At 67.8% G+C, this 18,448-nt stretch carries 14 protein-coding genes; 8 read left to right on the top strand and 6 right to left on the bottom strand.

Translation table 11 applies throughout. The annotated features are described in order from the left end of the window. Positions 1 to 9: 9 nt before the first annotated feature. From MLJ35_RS06675 to era, 4 genes are read left to right on the top strand one after another with little or no spacing between them, the layout of a single operon-like run. Entirely contained in the window at positions 10 to 1,713 is a 1,704-nt protein-coding gene (locus MLJ35_RS06675; protein WP_243383667.1) for an HD family phosphohydrolase, read from the top strand. A gap of 49 nt (positions 1,714 to 1,762) precedes the next feature. Beyond that, complete coding sequence (gene fabZ, locus MLJ35_RS06670; protein ID WP_243288180.1) at positions 1,763 to 2,233, top strand: 3-hydroxyacyl-ACP dehydratase FabZ; 471 nt, start codon at positions 1,763 to 1,765, stop codon at positions 2,231 to 2,233. Then, positions 2,230 to 3,015 (top strand): acyl-ACP--UDP-N-acetylglucosamine O-acyltransferase, encoded by a 786-nt coding sequence (lpxA, locus tag MLJ35_RS06665; RefSeq protein WP_243314885.1) that lies wholly within the window; start codon positions 2,230 to 2,232, stop codon positions 3,013 to 3,015. Before fabZ ends, lpxA begins: the two co-directional genes overlap by 4 nt. Continuing rightward, a complete protein-coding gene (gene era, locus MLJ35_RS06660) occupies positions 3,008 to 3,940 on the top strand; it encodes a GTPase Era (RefSeq protein ID WP_243383666.1) in 933 nt (310 codons plus the stop codon). Before lpxA ends, era begins: the two co-directional genes overlap by 8 nt. A gap of 16 nt (positions 3,941 to 3,956) precedes the next feature. Here era and MLJ35_RS06655 read toward each other — a convergent pair whose 3' ends face one another. Together MLJ35_RS06655 and MLJ35_RS06650 are read right to left on the bottom strand one after the other, a co-directional pair. Then, complete coding sequence (locus MLJ35_RS06655) at positions 3,957 to 4,625, bottom strand: carbonic anhydrase (RefSeq protein WP_243383665.1); 669 nt, start codon at positions 4,623 to 4,625, stop codon at positions 3,957 to 3,959. 23 nt (positions 4,626 to 4,648) lie between these two features. Continuing rightward, positions 4,649 to 5,380 carry an ABC transporter ATP-binding protein gene (locus tag MLJ35_RS06650; RefSeq protein ID WP_243383664.1) on the bottom strand — a complete coding sequence of 244 codons (732 nt, stop codon included), beginning with the start codon at positions 5,378 to 5,380 and terminating at the stop codon, positions 4,649 to 4,651. Positions 5,381 to 5,543: 163 nt separating this feature from the next. On the opposite strand from MLJ35_RS06650, the gene MLJ35_RS06645 reads away from it, so the two are divergent. After that, positions 5,544 to 8,174, top strand: a complete 2,631-nt coding sequence (locus tag MLJ35_RS06645; RefSeq protein ID WP_243383663.1) for an AMP-binding protein — start codon at positions 5,544 to 5,546, stop codon at positions 8,172 to 8,174. On the opposite strand, the gene MLJ35_RS06640 is transcribed toward MLJ35_RS06645, so the two are convergent. Both MLJ35_RS06640 and MLJ35_RS06635 read right to left on the bottom strand, forming a co-directional pair. Next, positions 8,171 to 9,313: a thiolase family protein gene (locus MLJ35_RS06640; protein ID WP_243383662.1), complete on the bottom strand. Its 1,143-nt coding sequence runs from the start codon at positions 9,311 to 9,313 to the stop codon at positions 8,171 to 8,173. The genes MLJ35_RS06645 and MLJ35_RS06640 overlap by 4 nt on opposite strands. Beyond that, the gene (locus MLJ35_RS06635) at positions 9,310 to 9,879 is read right to left on the bottom strand and encodes a SanA/YdcF family protein (RefSeq protein ID WP_243383661.1); all 570 of its coding nucleotides are present in this window, start codon (positions 9,877 to 9,879) and stop codon (positions 9,310 to 9,312) included. The genes MLJ35_RS06640 and MLJ35_RS06635 overlap by 4 nt, the downstream gene beginning before the upstream one ends. 187 nt (positions 9,880 to 10,066) lie before the next feature. Between MLJ35_RS06635 and MLJ35_RS06630 the strand changes: the two genes are divergently transcribed. Further along, entirely contained in the window at positions 10,067 to 13,222 is a 3,156-nt protein-coding gene (locus tag MLJ35_RS06630; RefSeq protein ID WP_243383660.1) for a CehA/McbA family metallohydrolase domain-containing protein, read from the top strand. A 17-nt stretch (positions 13,223 to 13,239) separates the two neighbouring features. Next, complete coding sequence (locus tag MLJ35_RS06625; RefSeq protein WP_243321896.1) at positions 13,240 to 14,613, top strand: replicative DNA helicase; 1,374 nt, start codon at positions 13,240 to 13,242, stop codon at positions 14,611 to 14,613. A gap of 78 nt (positions 14,614 to 14,691) precedes the next feature. On the opposite strand, the gene MLJ35_RS06620 is transcribed toward MLJ35_RS06625, so the two are convergent. Both MLJ35_RS06620 and gatA read right to left on the bottom strand, forming a co-directional pair. Further along, positions 14,692 to 16,029: a dihydrolipoamide acetyltransferase family protein gene (locus tag MLJ35_RS06620; RefSeq protein WP_243383659.1), complete on the bottom strand. Its 1,338-nt coding sequence runs from the start codon at positions 16,027 to 16,029 to the stop codon at positions 14,692 to 14,694. A gap of 9 nt (positions 16,030 to 16,038) precedes the next feature. Further along, positions 16,039 to 17,499, bottom strand: coding sequence for an Asp-tRNA(Asn)/Glu-tRNA(Gln) amidotransferase subunit GatA (gatA, locus tag MLJ35_RS06615; RefSeq protein WP_243383658.1), 1,461 nt, complete (start codon positions 17,497 to 17,499; stop codon positions 16,039 to 16,041). A 212-nt stretch (positions 17,500 to 17,711) separates the two neighbouring features. Between gatA and MLJ35_RS15870 the strand changes: the two genes are divergently transcribed. Beyond that, complete coding sequence (locus MLJ35_RS15870) at positions 17,712 to 18,446, top strand: DnaJ domain-containing protein (RefSeq protein WP_275976397.1); 735 nt, start codon at positions 17,712 to 17,714, stop codon at positions 18,444 to 18,446. The last annotated feature ends 2 nt before the right edge of the window (positions 18,447 to 18,448 follow it).

The following is an 18,448-nucleotide window of genomic DNA, read 5'->3' as shown; positions in this document are numbered from 1 at the left end:
GCATCCGCCTTGCGCTTCACTGTCGCCGTCCCCCCAGAGCACCGTAGCATCCTCCTGGACCGCGTGGCCGGGGAGTTGCGGGAGGCCCTGGCCTTCGTGGAGGGAGGGCGGGCCGACGTGGTGCTGGGGGTGCCCGGCGACGGCACCTTCGCTGATTGCGAGGTCTGGCCGGGCCTGGAGGCCGCCGAGGCCCTGGTCCGGGCCGCCTGGGCCCGGCTGCAGGATCGCCGCGACATGGAACGGCTCCATGAGGTGGGCCGCGCCCTGGCCTCGGAACAGAACCTGGACCGGCTGCTGGATTTGATCCTCACCAAGGCCCGGGAACTGCTGAACGCCGAAGCGGGGTCGATCTACCTGCTCGCCGGCGAGGAGGATCGTCCCGAGCTGCTCTTCGCCCACACCCAGAACGCCCGCGTGAGGTTCCCCTTCCACCGGGAGGCCCTGCCCATCTCGCGGGAGAACCTGGCGGGCTTCGTCGCCCTCTGCAAGGAATGCCTGAACCTGCCGGATGTCTACGACCTCCCGGTCGAGGCTCCCTACCGGTTCAACGACAGCTTCGACCGTCTGGCGGGGTACCGCACCACCTCGATGCTCGTGGTGCCCATGCTGGACACGGAAGGCGAGATCCTCGGGGTCCTGCAGCTCCTCAACCGACTGGATGAGGATGGGCGCGCGATCGCCTTCTCCGCCTCGGACCAGCGGCTGGCCCAGAGCCTCGCCGGCCAGGCGGCGGTGGCCGTGAAGAACGCCCAGCTCCGGGAAGAGATTGAGCGGCTCTTCGAGGGCTTCGTCGCCGCTTCCGTGACGGCCATCGAGGCCCGGGACCCGGTCACCAGCGGCCACTCCGGGCGTGTCGCCGAGCTCACCGTCGGCCTCGCGGAGGCCGTGAACGCGACGCCCAACGGAGCCTACGGAGGTCTCTCCTTCAGCGACCGCCAGTTGCGGGAGCTGCGTTACGCCAGCCTGCTGCACGACTTCGGCAAGGTGGGCGTCCGCGAGCAGGTGCTGGTGAAGGCCAAGAAGCTCGATCCCGGCCAGCTGGAGATCATCCTCCAGCGCCTGCGCCAGCGGGAACTGGAGCAGGCCCTCGAGGCCCTGGCCCAGGCCTGGAAGGGCGGGGGGGGCTTCGACCTTTGGGAAAGCGCCATCCGGGATCGCCGGGAGGAATCGGAGCGGCTCATCCACCTGGTCCGCCAGAGCAACGAACCCACGGTGATGGCCCAGGAGGTGGCGGAGGGGCTTGGGCTCCTGGATGACCTCACCTTCACCCACTGGAGCGGCGAGCGCCGGAGCCTGCTAGAAGCCGGTGACTTGGCCAGCTTGCGCATCCGCAAGGGCAGCCTCTCCGAGACGGAACGCCTCGAGATCGAAAGCCATGTGACCCATACCTTCCGGTTCCTGGAACAGATCCCCTGGACCCGGGACCTGGCCGGCATCCCCGACATCGCCTACGCCCATCACGAGCGGCTGACAGGCCGGGGCTACCCCCGGAAGCTCACGGAACCGGAGATTCCCATCCAGAGCCGGGCCATGGCCATCGCGGATGTCTACGACGCCCTCACGGCCCAGGATCGGCCCTACAAGGGCGCGGTGCCCGTGGAGCGGAGCCTGGCCATCCTGGAGGACGAGGCCCGGGCAGGGGCCCTGGACCGGGGGTTGCTGGACCTGTTCATCGAAGCCCGGATCTTCGAGCGGACGGCCCGGCGATCCTGAGGCTGGAGGCCGGGGGGCGGAGCCGGTAACCTATAGGATTGGAGTGCCCATGTCGGAACGCGAACCCCGAACGATCGACCTGCAAGGAATCCTGGACCTGCTGCCCCACCGGTATCCGATCCTCCTGGTGGATCGCATCCTCGATTTCGAGCCCGGGCAGTGGATCCGGGGGCTCAAGAACATCAGCTTCAGCGAGCAGGTCTTCCAGGGCCACTTCCCGAGCCGCCCCGTGTTCCCCGGCGTCTACATCCTCGAGGCCATGGCCCAGACCGGCGGCTGCCTGCTCCTACAGGACATCGAGGACCGGGCCCGCAAGGTGATCTACTTCATGGGCATCGACGGGGCGAAGTTCCGGAAGCCGGTGCTGCCTGGCGACCAGCTGGTGATGGAAGTCAAGGTGGTCCAGCTCAAGGGCCGGATCTGCAAGATGCGCGGCGAGGCCTTCGTGGATGGCCAGAAGGTCGCGGAAGCCGAATTCATGTCCATGCTGATGGACCTGGCCGAGGGAGAAGGACGATGAGCACGCAGATCCATCCGAGCAGCGTGGTGAGCCCGGAGGCCCGGCTGGGCGAGGGCGTGGTCGTGGGGCCCTTCTGCGTCATCGAGGGCAACGCCGTCATCGGCGCCCGCACCCTGCTGCGCAGCCACGTGGTCATCGGCCCCCATACCGAGATCGGCGAGGACAACGACATCTACCCCCACGCCACCCTGGGCATGGGACCCCAGGACCTCAAGTTCAAGGGCGCCCCCACCCGCCTGAAGGTGGGGAACCGCAACGTGATCCGGGAGGGCTGCACCCTCCATCGCGGCACCGAGGGCGGCGGCGGGCTGACCACCCTGGGCGATGACAACTTCCTGATGACGGGTTCCCACGTGGCCCACGACTGCCACGTCGGGAACAAGAACATCTTCGCGAACTGCGCCACGCTGGCTGGCCACGTGGAAGTGGGTGACGGCTGCAACATCGGTGCCTTCTCCGCCGTCCACCAGTTCTGCCGCGTGGGCCACCATGCCTTCATGGGCGGGTTCACCGTGGCCACCCAGGACGTGCTGCCCTTCATGAAGACCGCTGGCGCCCGCGACACCAAGAGCTATGGCGTGAACACCATCGGCCTCCAGCGCAAGGGCTTCCCCGTGGAGGTCGTCGAGGCCCTGAAGAAGGCCCACCGCCTGCTCTTCCATGCCGGGCTGCTCCGCGAGGAGGCCATGGCCCAGACCGAGAAGGAAGTGGGGCACGTGGCCGAGGTGGCCTACCTGTTGCAGTTCATCCGGGAAGCCAAGCGGGGCGTGCATCGTGGCTGACCAGTCCGGCGCGGACCCGCAGCGGCGTCACGCGACCATCGCCATCATCGGCCTGCCCAACGCCGGCAAGTCCACCCTGCTGAACGCCCTGCTGGGCCAGAAGCTCGCCGCCACCAGCCAGATCCCCCAGACCACCCGCACCCGGGTGCTGGGCGTGGTGAACCGCGGCGACGTGCAGCTGGCCTTCCTGGACACGCCGGGCATCCACCTCCCCAAGCACGCCCTCAACGAGCGCATGATGGCCCATGTGGAGCAGGCGCTGGAAGCGGCCGACCTGCTGCTGTGGGTGGTGGACGCGGACGACTACCTGGGCACCGGCGAGCACGCCCTGGCCAAGCGCCTGCGCAAGATGGGGCGTCCCACCTACCTGCTGCTAAACAAGATCGACCTGCTCTCCAAGGGGCGCCTCCTGGAGAAGGTGGCCACCTACAAGGACCTGCTCCCCTTCAAGGAGATCGTGCCCATCGGCGCCAAGATGGGGCTGAACCTGGATCCCCTGTGGACCCTTCTGGAGCGTGATGCCGCCCAGCCAGGCTGGCTGCACGACGAGGAGACCTTCACGGATCAGACCGAGCGCTCCCTGGCCGCGGAGTTCATCCGCGAGAAGGTCCTCCGCAAGACCCGCGAGGAGGTCCCCCACGGTGTGGCGGTGCTCATCGAGCAGTGGGTCGAGCCCGGCCACGCGGACTATCCGGAGGATCTGGGGCCTGAGGGCGTATTCATCGCCGCGCGCATCCTGGTGGACCGCGACGGCCACCGCAAGATCCTGCTGGGCAGCCAGGGCGACATGATCAAGGACATCCGCCAGAGCGCCCAGCGCGAGCTGAGGAAGCTCCTCCAGCGCCCGGTGCGCCTCGAGCTGTTCGTGAAGGTGGACGAGGGCTGGCGGGACCGGCCCGACCGCCTGGACCGCCTGGAGATCTGATCCCCAGCGCGGTCGGCTAGATCGACAGGTCCGTGGCCCGGTGCTCTGTGTCCAACGGCGCCAGGCCCGCCGTGCCCGTGACCGAGGTGTACTGGCCCCGGTCCGGATCGAACGCGAACACCTCGCCGGTCTCGATCTTGTAGACCCAGGCATGCAGGTGCAGCATGCCGTTGGCCACGGCCTTGGCCACGGCCGGGTGGCTGCGGAGGTTCTCCAGCTGGACGAGCGCGTTCTCCTCGACGGTGGCATGCAGCAGCTCGTGGCCCTGGAGGTGCCCGTAGCTCTCCCACATGATCTGCTCGGTCTTGCGGGCATGGGACAGCCAGGTTCGGGTGGCGGGGAGCTGCCCCAGCTGCTCGGGCTCCAGCAGAGCCTTCATGGCGCCGCAGTTGGAGTGGCCGCAGACGATGATGTCCTTGACCTGGAGGACGGCGACGGCGAACTCGATGCCGGCGGCCGTGCTGCCCAGGCTCTCGTAGGGGGGCACCAGGTTCCCGACGTTGCGCAGGATGAACAGCTCGCCGGGCTGGGTCTGGGTGATCAGGTTCGGGCTGATGCGCGAGTCCGAGCAGGTGATGAACAAGGTCTCCGGCGCCTGATCCCTGCCCAGGCGTTCGAAGAGGTCCTTGTGCGACTTGAAGATCTGGGTCTGGAACTGGTGGATGCCGTGGACGAGCTTCTGCATGCCTCCAGTCTACCGGAGGTAGGCTAGAGATTCAGGTGCGCCAGGTGCTCCTCCGAGCTGATGGGCGTGTTCGGCTCGTCGTGGATGACCTTGCCGTCGCGCAGCTTGACGATGCGGTGGGCGTGGCGGGCGATGTCCTCCTCATGGGTGACGAGGATGATGGTGTTGCCCTTCTGGTAGAGGTCCTCGAAGAGGGCCATGATCTCCACGCTGGTCTTGGAATCCAGGGCGCCGGTGGGCTCGTCCGCCAGAAGGATGGACGGATCGTTCACCAGGGCCCGGGCGATGGCCACGCGCTGCCGCTGGCCGCCGGAGAGCTGGTTGGGCATGTGGTCGCTGCGGGTGCCCAGGCCGACGTTCTCCAGGGCCTTGATGGCCATCTGGTGCCGCTCGGCGGGTGTCTTCCCCGCGTAGATCAGGGGGAGTTCGACATTCTGGAGGGAAGTGGTGCGGGCGAGCAGGTTGAAGGTCTGGAAGACGAAGCCGATCTCCTCATTGCGGATCTGGGCCAGGTCGTCATCCGTCATGGCCGAAGCCAGCTTGCCATTCAGCTCGTAGGTGCCGCTGGTGGGTGTGTCCAGGCAGCCGATGACGTTCATCATGGTGGACTTGCCGGATCCGGAAGGGCCCATGATGGCCACGTATTCGCCCCGGCGGATCTCCATGGACACGCCGTCCAGGGCCCGCACTTCCATGTCGCCCATCTGATAGACCTTGGTGATGTCGGTAAGCCGGATCAGGGGCGCGTCGGTCATGGGATCCTCGAGGGGCCTCCGAAGGCCCTGGTCCATCTTCGCAGAAGCCCCGGGCCAGGTTTAGGGCTCCCCGCAAAACCCCAGGATGCCTCGTGGGGGGCTCTTCCTGGATTCCCGCTACAATCCTTGATCCGCCTACATCCTGCCGTTAGGTTCCGCCACGATGATCGATTCCCTGATCCGAACCCTGGGTCAGCCGCTGTTGCGGCTGCGCTACCGAATCCACACCGAGGGCCTGGAGGCCGTTTCCTCGAGCGCCAAGCCGGGGATCATCTTCCTGGCTTCCCACCCGAGCCTGGTGGATCCCTTCATCCTGGGATCGGAACTGCACAGGCAGTTCGCGCCCACCCTGGTGATGGGCCGCGACCATGCCGCCTCCGCGCCCATGCGCTGGCTGGCCCGGGCCCTGGGCGCCAGGCCCCTTCCGGACCCCGTGGAGCATGGGGACCGTACCCGGGAAGCCCTGGACGAGGAACTGGCGGCGCTGGCGGATCGCCTGGCCTCCGGGCGCAACATCCTGATGTTCCCGGGCGCCCGGCTGGCCCGGCAGAAGACCCAGGACCTCGCCGACAACAGCGCCGTCGCGGAGATCCTCCGCCAGACCCCGGGCGTCCGGGTGGTGGTGGTGCGCCTGCATGGACTCTGGGGCAGCCGCTTCAGCGCCGCGTCGGGGAGGCGTCCCTCCGTCGGACTTGAATTGTTGAAGGGATTGGGCTACCTGCTGGCCAATGCCCTGTTCTTCATGCCGCGGCGAGAGGTCCGGGTGGCCTTCGAGGAACTCCGTGACCTGCCGGTGAAGGCCGGGCGCGAGGCCATCAACCGCGTGCTGGAATCCCGCCTGAACGAAGGCGCCACGCCGCGCATCTTCGTGCCCTACCTGGTCTGGCGGGATCATGCGCCCCGCACCCTCCCCGAGCCGCCCCGGCCCAGGGTGGAAGGCAATCCCCGCAGCGTGCCGCCCCAGGTCAGGGATGCGGTGAGACGCCACTTGCAGGCCGTGACGGGCCATCCGGACATCCAGGAGCACCATCACCTCGTGAGGGACCTGGGTCTGGATGTCCTGGGTCATCGCGAGCTGGAGATCTGGCTCGAGCAGGCCTTCGGATATCCGTGCAGTGACCCGGCCTCGCTTCAGACCGTGGGCGATCTGCTATTGGCGGCCACCGGTGCGGCGGTCTCCCTGCGCCAAGGGGAACTCAAGGCGGTGCCCCATGCCTGGTTCCATTCGCGCACGGACCTGCCCATCGAGATGCCCGAAGGAGACACCATCCCCGAAGTCTTCCTCAAGCAGGCGCGGCGGGATCCGGGCCGCGTGGTCCTGGCGGACCAGCTCGGCGGCGTGAAGACCTACCGGGATGTCATCACGGCGGTACTTGTTCTGAAGCCCATCTTCGAGCGTCTGGAGGGTACCCATGTGGGCCTGATGCTGCCCGCCTCGGGAGGCGCCAGCATCCTGTACCTGGCCCTGCTCTTCGCCGGGAAGACCCCCGTGCTGGTGAACTGGACCGCCGGGGCCCGCAGCACGGCCTACGGCCTGGACCTCGTGGGCGTGAAGCACGTGGTCACCGTGTCCACGCTGGTGAATCGGCTCCAGGCCCAGGGCGTGGACCTCTCGGCCGTGAGGGACCGCCTGCTGCTGCTGGACGAGGTCGGGAAAGGCATCACCCTGCGGACCAAGGTGTCCGCCGCGCTCCGTGCGCGCCTCGGCCGGTTCTCCCTCGATCCGGCCAAAGCCCCTCCCACGGCGGCCCTGCTCTTCACCAGCGGCAGTGAAAGCCAACCCAAGGCTGTTCCCCTGAGCCACGGAAACATCCTGGCCAACATCCGGGACATCACCCAGGCCATCCATTTCCACGAGGATGAGCGGGTGCTGGGGTGTCTTCCGCCCTTCCACGCCTTCGGTCTCACCACCACCACCATCCTGCCGCTGCTGCTGGGCCTGCGGGTGGTCTACCACCCCAATCCCACCGAAGGCCGGATGCTGGCCCGCCTCATCGAGGCCTATCACGCCACGCTGCTGGTGGGGACGCCCACCTTCCTTGGCGGGATCCTCCGCACGGCCGAGGATCGGCACCTGGAGTCCCTTCGGATCGTGGTGTCGGGCGCCGAGAAATGCCCGGATCAGGTGTACGCCACCCTGGCCCGGCGCTGGCCGAGGACCACCGTGCTGGAAGGCTATGGCATCACCGAGTGCTCGCCGGTGGTGTCCGTGAACCGGGAGGAGGATCCCCGGACCGGAACCATCGGGAAGCCGCTGGTGTCCGTGGAGTGGGCCATCGTGGACCTGGAGGCGAGGCGCCGAGTGGAGCCGGGCCAGGCTGGCATGCTCCTGGTGCGCGGACCGAGCATTTTTTCGGGCTACCTCAACCCCGATGTGGAATCGCCCTTCGAGTCCTTCGAAGGCCGGGACTGGTATCGCACCGGGGATCTGGTGCGCCAGGAGCGGGGCGTGCTGGTGTTCGCGGGGCGCCTCAAGCGGTTCGTGAAGCTGGGCGGCGAGATGGTCTCCCTGCCGGCCATCGAGGAGGCCCTGGCCAAACGTTTCCAGGGGGAGGACGAGGTCGAGCCCCTGCTGGCGGTGGAAGCCGCCACGGAGGACCTCAACCCCGACCTGATCCTCTTCTCCGTGGCGGGCATCGGTCGGGATGACGCCAACGCAGCCATCCGTGCCGCGGGGCTATCCTCCCTGCACAACATTCGCGTGGTCCGGCAGATCGACCAGATCCCCACCCTTGGCACGGGAAAGACGGATTACCGGGCCTTGAAGGCCATGCTGGAAGTGGCCGGGGGCTAGGCGGGAACCTCCAGGAGCAGGGCCAGCCCCAGTCCCCCGCCGATGCCGAGCGTGGCCACCCCCAGGCCTCCGCCCCGCTGGCGAAGCTGATGGACGAGGGTCACGACGATGCGCGCTCCCGAAGCGCCGATGGGATGGCCCAGGGCCACGCCCCCGCCGGCGACATTGAGGCGGTCCTCCGGCAGGCCCAGCTGCCGCTGGCAGACCAAGAGCTGGGCCGAAAAGGCCTCGTTCAGCTCCCACAAGTCGATGTCCGCCACGGTCATCCCGTGGGCCGCCAGCAGGCGCCGCACGGCAGGGACGGGCGCCTCGCCCATGTCCAGCGGGTCCACGCCGGCCTCGCTCCACCCCAGGATCCGGGCCAGGGGAACGGCGCCGTCGGCCTGCTCACGTCGGCCGATGAGGAGCCCCGCCGCGCCATCCGACAGGGCCGAGGCGTTCCCCGCCGTGACCTGGCCGTGCGGATCGAACACCGGGGCCAGGCGGCCCAGGTCCTCCACCGCGACCTTCTGGCGTACGCATTCGTCGTGATCCAGCGCTGGATGGGGCAGGAGTTCCGCCCGGAAGTCCGCCCGGGAGGCCCGCCGATGACTTCCGGCCGCCCAGGTGTCCGCTTCGATCCGAGAGACGCCGCGCCTGGCGGCCAGCCGCTCGATGGTTTCCCCCATGAGAAGCCCGGTCACCGGGCAGCGCAGGCCGTCGTGGTGCATGACGTCCGGCAGCTGGCGGTGACCCATGCGGAACCCCCAGCGCAGGCCCGGCACCAGGTGGGGCGTATCCGACATGGCTTCGCTGCCGCCGATGAGCACCGGGGCCTCCGCGCCGTCCCTCAGGCGCTGGGCGGCGAGGATGAGGGCCTGGAGGCTGGAGCCGCAGGCCATGTTCACGGTGAACGCCGGGGTGCCGAAGGGCAGGCCCGCCTGCAGGGCCAGGGTGCGGGCCGGGTTCATGCCCTGGGTGTGGCTTCGCGCCACGCCCCAGATCAGGCTGCCGGGTCGGGGCAGGTCCGTCCGGGCCAGGAGGCCCTCCACGGCAGCGCGTCCGAGGGACACGGCGCCCAGGCCCGCCAGGCTGCCGCCGTAGCGGCCCTGGGGAAGCCTCCCGGCGCCGAGGATCAGCAGGTCGCGGGCTTCATTCATGAGGCCGGGTCCCAGTCATCCGGGGTCGGCTCCCGGGGGCCCAGCCGCGCATCCGGCGGGAACCAGACATCCCAGAGAGCCAGGTGCCTGGCGACGTACTCACGGGCCCAGTAGCGGATCCGATTCACGGGTGGACGGCTCTCGGTGGAGGCGGGGACGCCCCATGCCTGCAGCCCGAGGTGATCGGCCAGGTAGAGGGCCCGGGGCAGGTGGAAGTCCGAGGTGACGATGACCACCCTCTGCTGACCGAAGACGGTCTGCGCGCGCTTGAGGCTGTCCCAGGTGCGGAAGCCCGCATAGTCGCTGATGATGCGGGTGGGGGGAACGCCCTGCTTGACCAGCCAGCGTCGCATGGCCTGAGGTTCGTTGTAGGAGGGGTGGCGATTGTCGCCGGACACCAGGAACCAGCGTACCTTCCCGCTTTGGTAGAGGCTCAGGGCCGTACGGAGCCGGCCCTGGAGGAGCTCGGTCGGCTCGCCATCGCCGTAAACGCCGGCGCCCAGCACGAGCACCGGGCCGCCCATCGGCGGAAGCTCCTCAGCCCGGTAGATTTGCTGGTGGTGCATGGCCGGGAACCTTCCCAGGGTCCAGAGCAAGTCTCCCAGGAGGAGAAGCGCCAGGGCCAGAAGCAGGGTCCGCCGGTGCGGCCTGAAGCGATGAAGAAAGGCGGAGATCGGCATCGTGAGTTAGCATAGACCTTCCGTACGCCCCAGCCCCATGGACCTCCCGCCTGAACGAGACGCCTTGATGAACATGAGCCTTGATCCCGCAGTCCGTTCCCCTCGTCTGTCCCCGCGCCGCCTCCCGTTGGCTCTGGCCCCGTTGGCCCTGGTCCTGGCCGGGGGCGTCACGGGCTGCTTCCGGGCCACGGGTGTGGGCCGGCCCACGGTGGCGGTGGAAGAAATCCCCGCTTCCGGAGGCGATCGCCTGCACGGTCTGAAGGCGACCTCGGGACCCGGAGACTTCTACCTCGGCAACGATGCGGTCCAGATCGCCGTGGACGGCGCGGCGTTCGGGAACCGGGAAGGCCAGTTCGGCGCGCCCTCCGGTGGCGCCATCCTCGATGTGGGCAACGTCGCCCTCGACCAGAACTACAAGCGCGTGTCCCTGCCCACGGACATGGTCGAGCGCCTGGGTCCCGTGGTGAACCAGGACCCCGACCTGCCGCTGGTTTTCGACCGCTACTCGCCCGGGACGGGTGTGAACGAGGTGTACCTGGACATGCAGGGCTACCTCCTGGATCCCAAGGGGAAGCTCGGAGTGGCCACGGATGCCCAGGGGAGGGTGCTGGGAGTCAGCGTCGCCCACCGGATCACCCTGAACAAGGCCAATACCTACTTCACCCTGGAGACCACGATCACCAACGAGGGAACGTCGGCCCTCCCCATCCGGAACCTCGGGGATTTCCTTTCGCAGCATGGCGGTGGATTCCGGTTCGTGGTCCCCGCCGTGACGACCTTCGATGGGACCCCGATCAGCAGCTGGGGGGTGGAGATTCCGGGATCGGACTTCACGGCGCCTCTGACGACGAGCGTGGTGACGCCCATGGTGGCGCTCATGGGCTCGGAATCCTCCGGGGACACGCTGGATGCCCACTCTACCCTCGGCATTCTGCCGCTGGACGTGGATCAGGTGCTGGTGGCCTCGGATCCTCAACCCGCGCTCACCGAGCTCCGTCCCCGCTTCCCGGGCCGGCTGGTCGTGGGGAGCCCCGCTGCGACCAGCCTGCCGGCAGGACAACCCATGACCTACCGGCGCCGGTTGTACGTCCTGGGCGGAGAGGTCGGGAATGCCAGCATCTCAGGCACCCAGCCGGCCCAGGCGACCGCGGTCTTCAACGAGATGGTCCAGGCCCGGCTGGGGTTCCACAGCGGCGAATACGGCATCCTCACGTTCGACTCGTTCGGTACGGCCGCCCGCACGGGTCCGCTCCAGACCGAGTTCCGGTTCGATCGCTACACCGGGTCTAGCGCGGACCCCTCCACCGACGCCGATCCCTCCCATTGGGTCACCGAACGCGTGGAGTGGCGCGAGCCCAGCGACATCCCTTCCTCCAGCGGACCCATCGGCGTATTCCTCCCGGCCGTCGCGGATGCCAGCGGCACGGGCCTCAGCCAGCCGTACCGGGTGACCGCGCGAAACGCTTTCCAGAGCAACACGCTGTATCTCGGCACCAATACGTCCAACGCCGACCGGCCCTACCTGCCCACCCCCATCACACCTTCCAAAAGCCAGATCTGGACGTTGGCGGAGAACCTGAGTCCCGAGCGGGCCGAGGTCACGGACACGTCAGGGAACGTGGTCCGCAGCAAGCAGCAGCGCCACACCTTCGTGGCCCGGCAGGCCGGAACCCTGGAGATGGATGGCCTGAACCCGCTCCGCATCACCCTGGCCGGCCAGGGAGGAGCGGCCGATCCCTCCATGAAGCGCTCCCGCCGCCTGGCCGGGTACTACGACCGAATCTACAAGGCCAAGGTGATCTCAAGCGCGAGCGTGGCGGACTACCAGTACACCGCAGGAAATCAGGTTTTCGGGACCTCCTTCCGGTATTCCGGTGGAGGGACCTCGGTCTTCCTCCCTCCGGGAGACTACCTGGCCTACGGCACCCGCGGTCCGCTGTCCCACCTGGAAGCGCTGCCCGTGAAGTCCTATGACGGCCAGACGGATTTGAGCCATACCTTCGTGACCCTCCCTCCGATCCTGCCGACCGGTTGGAAGGCCTTCGATGTTCCGAGTCCCACCCAGGCGACCACCGGTGGCCTGAATCCGGGCGAGATGCTCAGCTCCGCCCTCGCGGAGGGGGTGGATGCGGTGGCCCGCACGGAAGAGGACCACCTGACGGATCCGACGGCCCTCAGGACCGAATTCCGAACGGAGATCGAGAACGCGGCGGTCACGGATGCCCAGCGCGTCCCCATCGGCATCGATCCGCTGGTGGTCGGTGCCCGTAGCTCCATGCTGGCGGACGGATTCGTGACGGCCCTCTTCACGCCCGCTCCCAACGGAGATCGCAACGGCGGAGCCAGGCCCTCCAAGGGTTGGACCCTGGCGGACTTCATCACCCAGGCGGAGGGGCGCTACAACATCGTCCACCGGCCCCGGGGGCCGCAGGGCCTGTTCACTATCCGCGGGTTCGACCCCGCCGTTCCCCTCGGATCGGGAGCGAACGCCTGGTGGACCCAGACCGGCCCCGTGTCCCTCGGTGCGCACCAGGGGGACTTCGATGCCCTGGAGCTGATCCGGGCCGAAGGGTGCGATCCCGCGGATCCCACCGCCTGGTTCGCCGAATTCAAGGCGGTCCGGAGCGACTGGTTCTCCCTGCTCAACCAGCAGACCCCGACGGCCTTCACCAAGGCGCTGGGGCTCTCCGCCTCGAAGTTCAGCTATGACACGCCGGTCGGCCTGGCCCGCACCTACCTGAAGCTCGGTTCCGAAACCTTGACCCAGGACACCCTTGATCCCCTGCTGGCCGCCCTTCGCAGCGGCGCAGCCGTGGCCTCCACCGGCCCCCTGCTCGACGTGGCCGTCAATGGCGTGGGTTCCGGGGGGCTGGTGGCCGGGCCCGCCCCCACCGTATCCATCGCCATCTCGCTCTACGCGGCGGACTGGGTGCCGGTCGATGAGGTGCGCGTGGTCGTGAACGGGGTGGCCCAGGCGGTGCCCATGAGCAGTTTCACCGCCTCTCCCACGGACTTCCGCCTCCGCACGGCGACCCTGGATGGCGTGGTCATGCCCACAGGCAAGGATGCCTGGGTGGTGGTCGAAGCGGGTGTGCCCCTGGCCACCACTGGGGCCTATCAGGCCGGAACACCCTGGAACAAGATCATGAAGGGCATCTATCCCATCGCCGTCACCAACCCGATCTTTGTGGATGTGGACGGCGGGGGGTACACTCCTCCGGGACTCTAGTCGGCAGGGGTGATGTGATGGCGGATTGGCTTCCGGAACGCCTTCCGGAGGATATTGATGCGGAACGGTCCTTCCTGGCCACCTGCTGCGCCCCGGGCGCGGGGTTCGTGGCCAGCGAAGCCGTCTTCGCCTTGGCCGAGGAGGACTTCGTCCACCCGGCCCACCGGGCCGTGTTCCGGGCCCTGCGCACCCTCATCGAAGCCCAGGTGGAGGTCAACTCCCTCACCCTGAAGGATGCCCTGGACCAGGACGACAGCCTGAACAAGGTGGGCGGCTATCCGGGCCTGGTGGAACTGCTGGCCGGTGAGGATGTGGAGCGCCCTCAGGTGCTGGCGGACCTCATCCGGCGCAAGGCCAAGCTGCGCCGCCTCGTCCATCTGGGGGCCCAGCTGGTGCGCCAGGCCGCGGAGGAAGACGAACCCCCGGAAGTGCTGGTGGACCAGACCGCCCAGAGCCTCTTCCACCTGGCTCAGGGAGATGCCAAGGCCAAGGGTCTGCTCACCATCCAATCGGTGGCGGACGACGCCATGGAGCGCCTCCACGATCGCCTGGAGGGACGTTTGTCGCCCGGCGTGCGGGTCGGTTTCCAGCGTTTCGACGAGCTCACCCAGGGCTTCCAGCCCGGCAACCTCATCGTCCTCGCTGCCCGCCCCGGCGTCGGCAAGACAGCCCTGGCCCTCAACTGGATCCTGCGGGCCGCCCAGGAGCGGGATGGCCGTCCAGGCCAATGCGGGGCCTTCTTCAGCCTCGAGATGAGCCACGAGGAGGTCTTCCTGCGCCTGCTCGCCGCCCAGAGCCAGACCAACATGAAGGACCTCCAGTCCGGCCGCGCCACTGGACGGCTGGACCACGTGATGCGGTCTCGGGACGAATTGGTGCAGATGCCGCTGTTCATCTGCGACCAAGCCTCCATCACCGTCCCCCAGATCCAGAACATGATCGTGAAGCAGGGCAGCCAGAGCAACCGGAGGGTGGAGTTCGTCATCATCGACTACCTCCAGCTGCTCAGCAGCCCGGAGAACAGCCGGGGCGCCAAGCAGAACGAGGCCGTCCGCATCGGCGAGATCAGCCGCGGCCTCAAGCTCATGGCCAAGGACTTCGGGATTCCCGTGGTGGTGCTCTCCCAGCTCAACCGCGAGGTGGAGCACCGTCAGGGCGGCCGGCCCCAGCTCAGCGATCTCCGCGATTCGGGTGCCATCGAGCAGGACGCGGACATGGTGGCCTTCATCCACCGCAAGCTGATGCCCTCGGCCAACGAGGAACCCGACAACTCCGCCGAGCTCATCGTGGCCAAGCACCGCAATGGCCCCACCGCCATCATCCAGCTGCACTTCCAGGGCGAGTACGCGATGTACCGCGAGATGGTCCGGGAGACCTCCTCCTACGCGTAAGAAAGCGGTTCGTTCCATCTCTTCACCTTACGAAAAAGCGGCCATTCGGCCGCTTTTTCACATGGCTCGATGAAGGATCTACTCCAACCCGAAGGTGGAGTTCTCCAGCTCCTTCTTTACAAACGCCATGAAGAGGTCGCCCATGGCGCCATCGATGATCCGATGGTCGAAGCCGAGGCTGCTGAACATCACCTGGCGGATGGCGATGAAGTCGGTGCCGTCGGGGCCTGTGATGACCACGGGGCGCTTCACGATGGCGCCCACGCCCTGGATGGCCACCTGGGGCTGGTTGATGACGGGCAGGCCGAAGGTGTCGCCGTAGACCCCGGGATTGGTGATGGTGAAGGTGCCGCCGCTGATCTCGTCTGGCTTGAGCTGCTTGCCGCGGGCGCGCTCGGCCAGGTCGTTGAGGCTGCGGGCCAGGCCGCCGAGGTTCATCATGTCGGCGTTCTTCACCACGGGCACGATGAGGCCCCAGTCGAGGCTCACGGCGATGCCGAGGTTGATGTCCTGCTTGTAGACGATGTTGTCGCCGTCCACGGAGGCGTTGACGATGGGATAGGCGCGGAGCGCCTTGCAGGCCGCCATCATCACGAAGGGCATGAAGCTCAGCTTCGTGCCGAATTGGGCCTCAAAGGCCTTCTTGTGCTTGTTGCGCAGCTGGGCCACGTGGGTCATGTCGATCTCGAAGACCGTGTATACGTGGGCCGAGGTGCGGCGGCTGGCCACCATGTTGTCGGCGATGATCTTCCGCATGCGGCTCATGGGCTCCACCTTCACGCGCTCGCCCGGGGCGAAGGCGGGCATGGCGGGGGCAGGGGCGATGGACATGCTGGGCGCCAGGCCCATGGTCGGCGCAGAGGGATCATGCACGGCGGGCAGGGCCGGGGCGATGGAGGGGGCCGGGGTGGCGGGGGTGGTGGCAGGGCCCTTGGCCAGGTAGGCTTCAAGGTCCTCCTTGGTGACGCGGCCGGCTTGGCCGCTTCCTGAGACCCTTGCGAGGTCGATGCCGTGCTGCTTGGCCATCTCACGCACGAGGGGGCTGCTCTTGGTGCGAAGGCGGCCTTCCAGGCTGTTGTCATCCTCCTCGGCCAGCGGGGTGGGGGGCGCGGCGACAGGGGCTTGAGCCGCGGCGGGGGCGGCCGCGAGGGGCGCGGCTGCGCCGGAGGGCTTCTCCGAGGCATCGCCAATGCGGGCCACCACGGTGCCGACCGGAACAGTTGCGTTGACTTCTACGAGGATCTCCAGCAGCGTGCCGGCAGCGGGGGCGGGAATCTCCGCGTCCACCTTGTCGGTGCTGATCTCGTAGAGGGTCTCGTCCTTGGCAATCGCGTCGCCGGCCTTCTTGTGCCACTTCAGCACGGTGGCTTCCGCAATGCTCTCGCCCATCTGGGGCATGACGACATCAAAGGCCATGGTTCGCTCCTATGCGGACAGGGTCGGGGTTTCGAGGTGGTGGCGGGTCAGGGACTGGAAGGCGTGGGCCGCCTCCAGCAGGCGGACATCCGAAAGGGCCGGCCCGATGAGTTGGATGCCGGCCGGAAGGCCGCCGGAGAAGCCCGCCGGCATGGACAGGCAGGGAAGTCCCGCCAGGGCGGTGGGTACCGTGAAGACATCGGCCAGATACATGGACATGGGGTCGTCCGTCTTGTCGCCGAAGGGGAACGCGGTGCCCGGGCTGACGGGGGAGGCCAGGATATCGGCCTCGGCGAAGGCGGCATGGAAATCGGCGGCGATGAGGGCCCTCGCCTTGAGGGCCTTCATGTAGAAGGCGTCATAATAACCCTTCGATAGGCAGAAGGTCCCCAGGAGGATCCGGCGCTTGACTTCATCTCCGAGGCCCGCGTCGCGGGTTCGGGCGATCATCTCCGGCAGGCCGCCCTCAGCTGAGGGTTCCCGGAGGCCGTATCGCACGCCATCGAACCGGCTGAGGTTGCTGGAGACTTCGCTGGTGCAGAGCAGGTAGTAGGTATCGATGGCGTAGGGGGTATGGGGGAGGTCCACCTCCACCAGCTTCGCGCCCTGGCTTTCGAAGACTTGGAGGGCGGCGTCGAGGAGAGTCCGGACGCCGGGTTCCAAGCCATCCCCGAAGTACTCCCTCGGAAGGCCGATGCGGAGGCCATTCAGGTCCAGGGGGCGGAGGTTGGCCAGGCGCTCCACACCCGGCAGGTCCATCGACGTGCTGTCCAGGGGATCGACGCCGGCCATGACGCTGAAGGCCAAAGCCAGGTCCGCAGCGGTGGTGGCGATGGGCCCCACCTGATCCAGACTGGAGGCCATGGCCGTGAGTCCGTAGCGGCTGAGGATGCCATAGGTGGGCCGCAGGGCCGTCGCGTTGCAGAAGCTGGCGGGCAGGCGCACCGACCCCCCCGTGTCGCTGCCCAGAGCCAGGGGCGCGTATCCGGCGGCCACGGCCACAACAGAACCGCTGCTGCTGCCGCCGGGCACCCGGGAGGTGTCCCAGGGATTCCGGGCGGAGGCGAAGGCGCTGTACTCGCCGCTGGAGCCCATGGCGAACTCGTCCAGATTGGCCTTGGCGATGGGAACGGCTCCCGCTTGGATCAATCGGCGAACCACGGTGGCGTCGTAGGGGGCCACGTAGCCTTCGAGCACCCTGGAGCCGCAGGTCATGGGGAGCCCGGACCAGTGGAGGTTGTCCTTGAGGATGATCGGAAGCCCCAGAACCGGGGTCCGCTCCCCGGATCGAATCCGTCGGTCGGCCTCCCGGGCCAATGCGATGCTGCGCGGCTCGTCGACGGCCAGGATGGCGTGGAGGGTGCCGTCCAGGTCCCGGATGCGATCGAAGGCGGCAAGCACCAGGCTTTCGGAGGACAGGTCGCCGGCATCCAGGCCTTCGCGCCAATCCATTGCCTTGCCCGACGCCATGCGCGCTCCCGTGGAACCTTCTACTGTGCCATCACGCTGGAGCTTCTTCCAGTCTGGACGGGCCTGGCCACCACCGCATTCTGGTGAGATTCCGCCATGTTTCGTGGTCCAAAAGCCTGCACGCGGGATGGAAATAGGCTACCATCCTCTGCTCAAGCCCTGTTCTTCCATCCCCATGCGATGCGCTGGCGCAGGGTGCCCTGTGGACCCCCATGAATCCTTTCGATGTGCTGGAAATCCCTCCCGAGGCCTCTCCCGAGGACATCAAAGCCGCGTACCACCGGCTGGCCAAGCAGTGGCACCCCGACCGGTACACCGGCGCCGCAAAGGTCGAGGCCGAGGCAAGGTTCCGGGATCTGGCGGAGGCCTTCAGCATCCTGAAGGATCCAGGGAAACGCCTCGCCGCGATGCAGCAGCTGCCCAGGACTCCGGTGGCGGCCTCCACGCCATCCGGGAAGGAAAAGGATGCCGAGGCGGCACCAGAGCGGACCGCCGAGGATTGGGCGACGCTGGCAAAGGAGGCTTTTGATGGGGGTCGGGTCGATCAGGCGCAGGCCCTCATCCAGTACGCGATCCGGATGGATGGCAAGAAGCCGCAGTACCATGCGTTACTGGCCACCATCCTGGAGCAGGGCGGCGGCGACCTCCGCACCGTGGTGAAGGCGCTGGAGGCTGCGGTCCTGTTGGCCCCGCGGGATGTGGACAGCCACCTCCGCCTGGCCACCCACTTCCAGACGCTGGGGATGGTGGCCCGTGCGCAGCGCCACCTCCAGACCGCCCGTGAGATCGCCCCCAACCATCCGAAACTGCGGCAGACCGCCCCGAGGGGCGGGAAGGGGGCTCCTGGAGCCGTGGGCCAGAAGGGGAAGGTCCAAACCCCGGCTGGCCAACCGGGCCTTGTGGATCAACTGAAGGACCTCTGGGGCCGATTGACGGGAAAGGGTTGACC

It is taken from the genome of Geothrix alkalitolerans (assembly GCF_022808885.1).
Taxonomy (GTDB): Bacteria; Acidobacteriota; Holophagae; order Holophagales; family Holophagaceae; genus Geothrix; species Geothrix alkalitolerans.
Note: the sequence above shows the minus strand (reverse complement) of the source record. Positions and strands in the feature narration are given on the sequence as shown.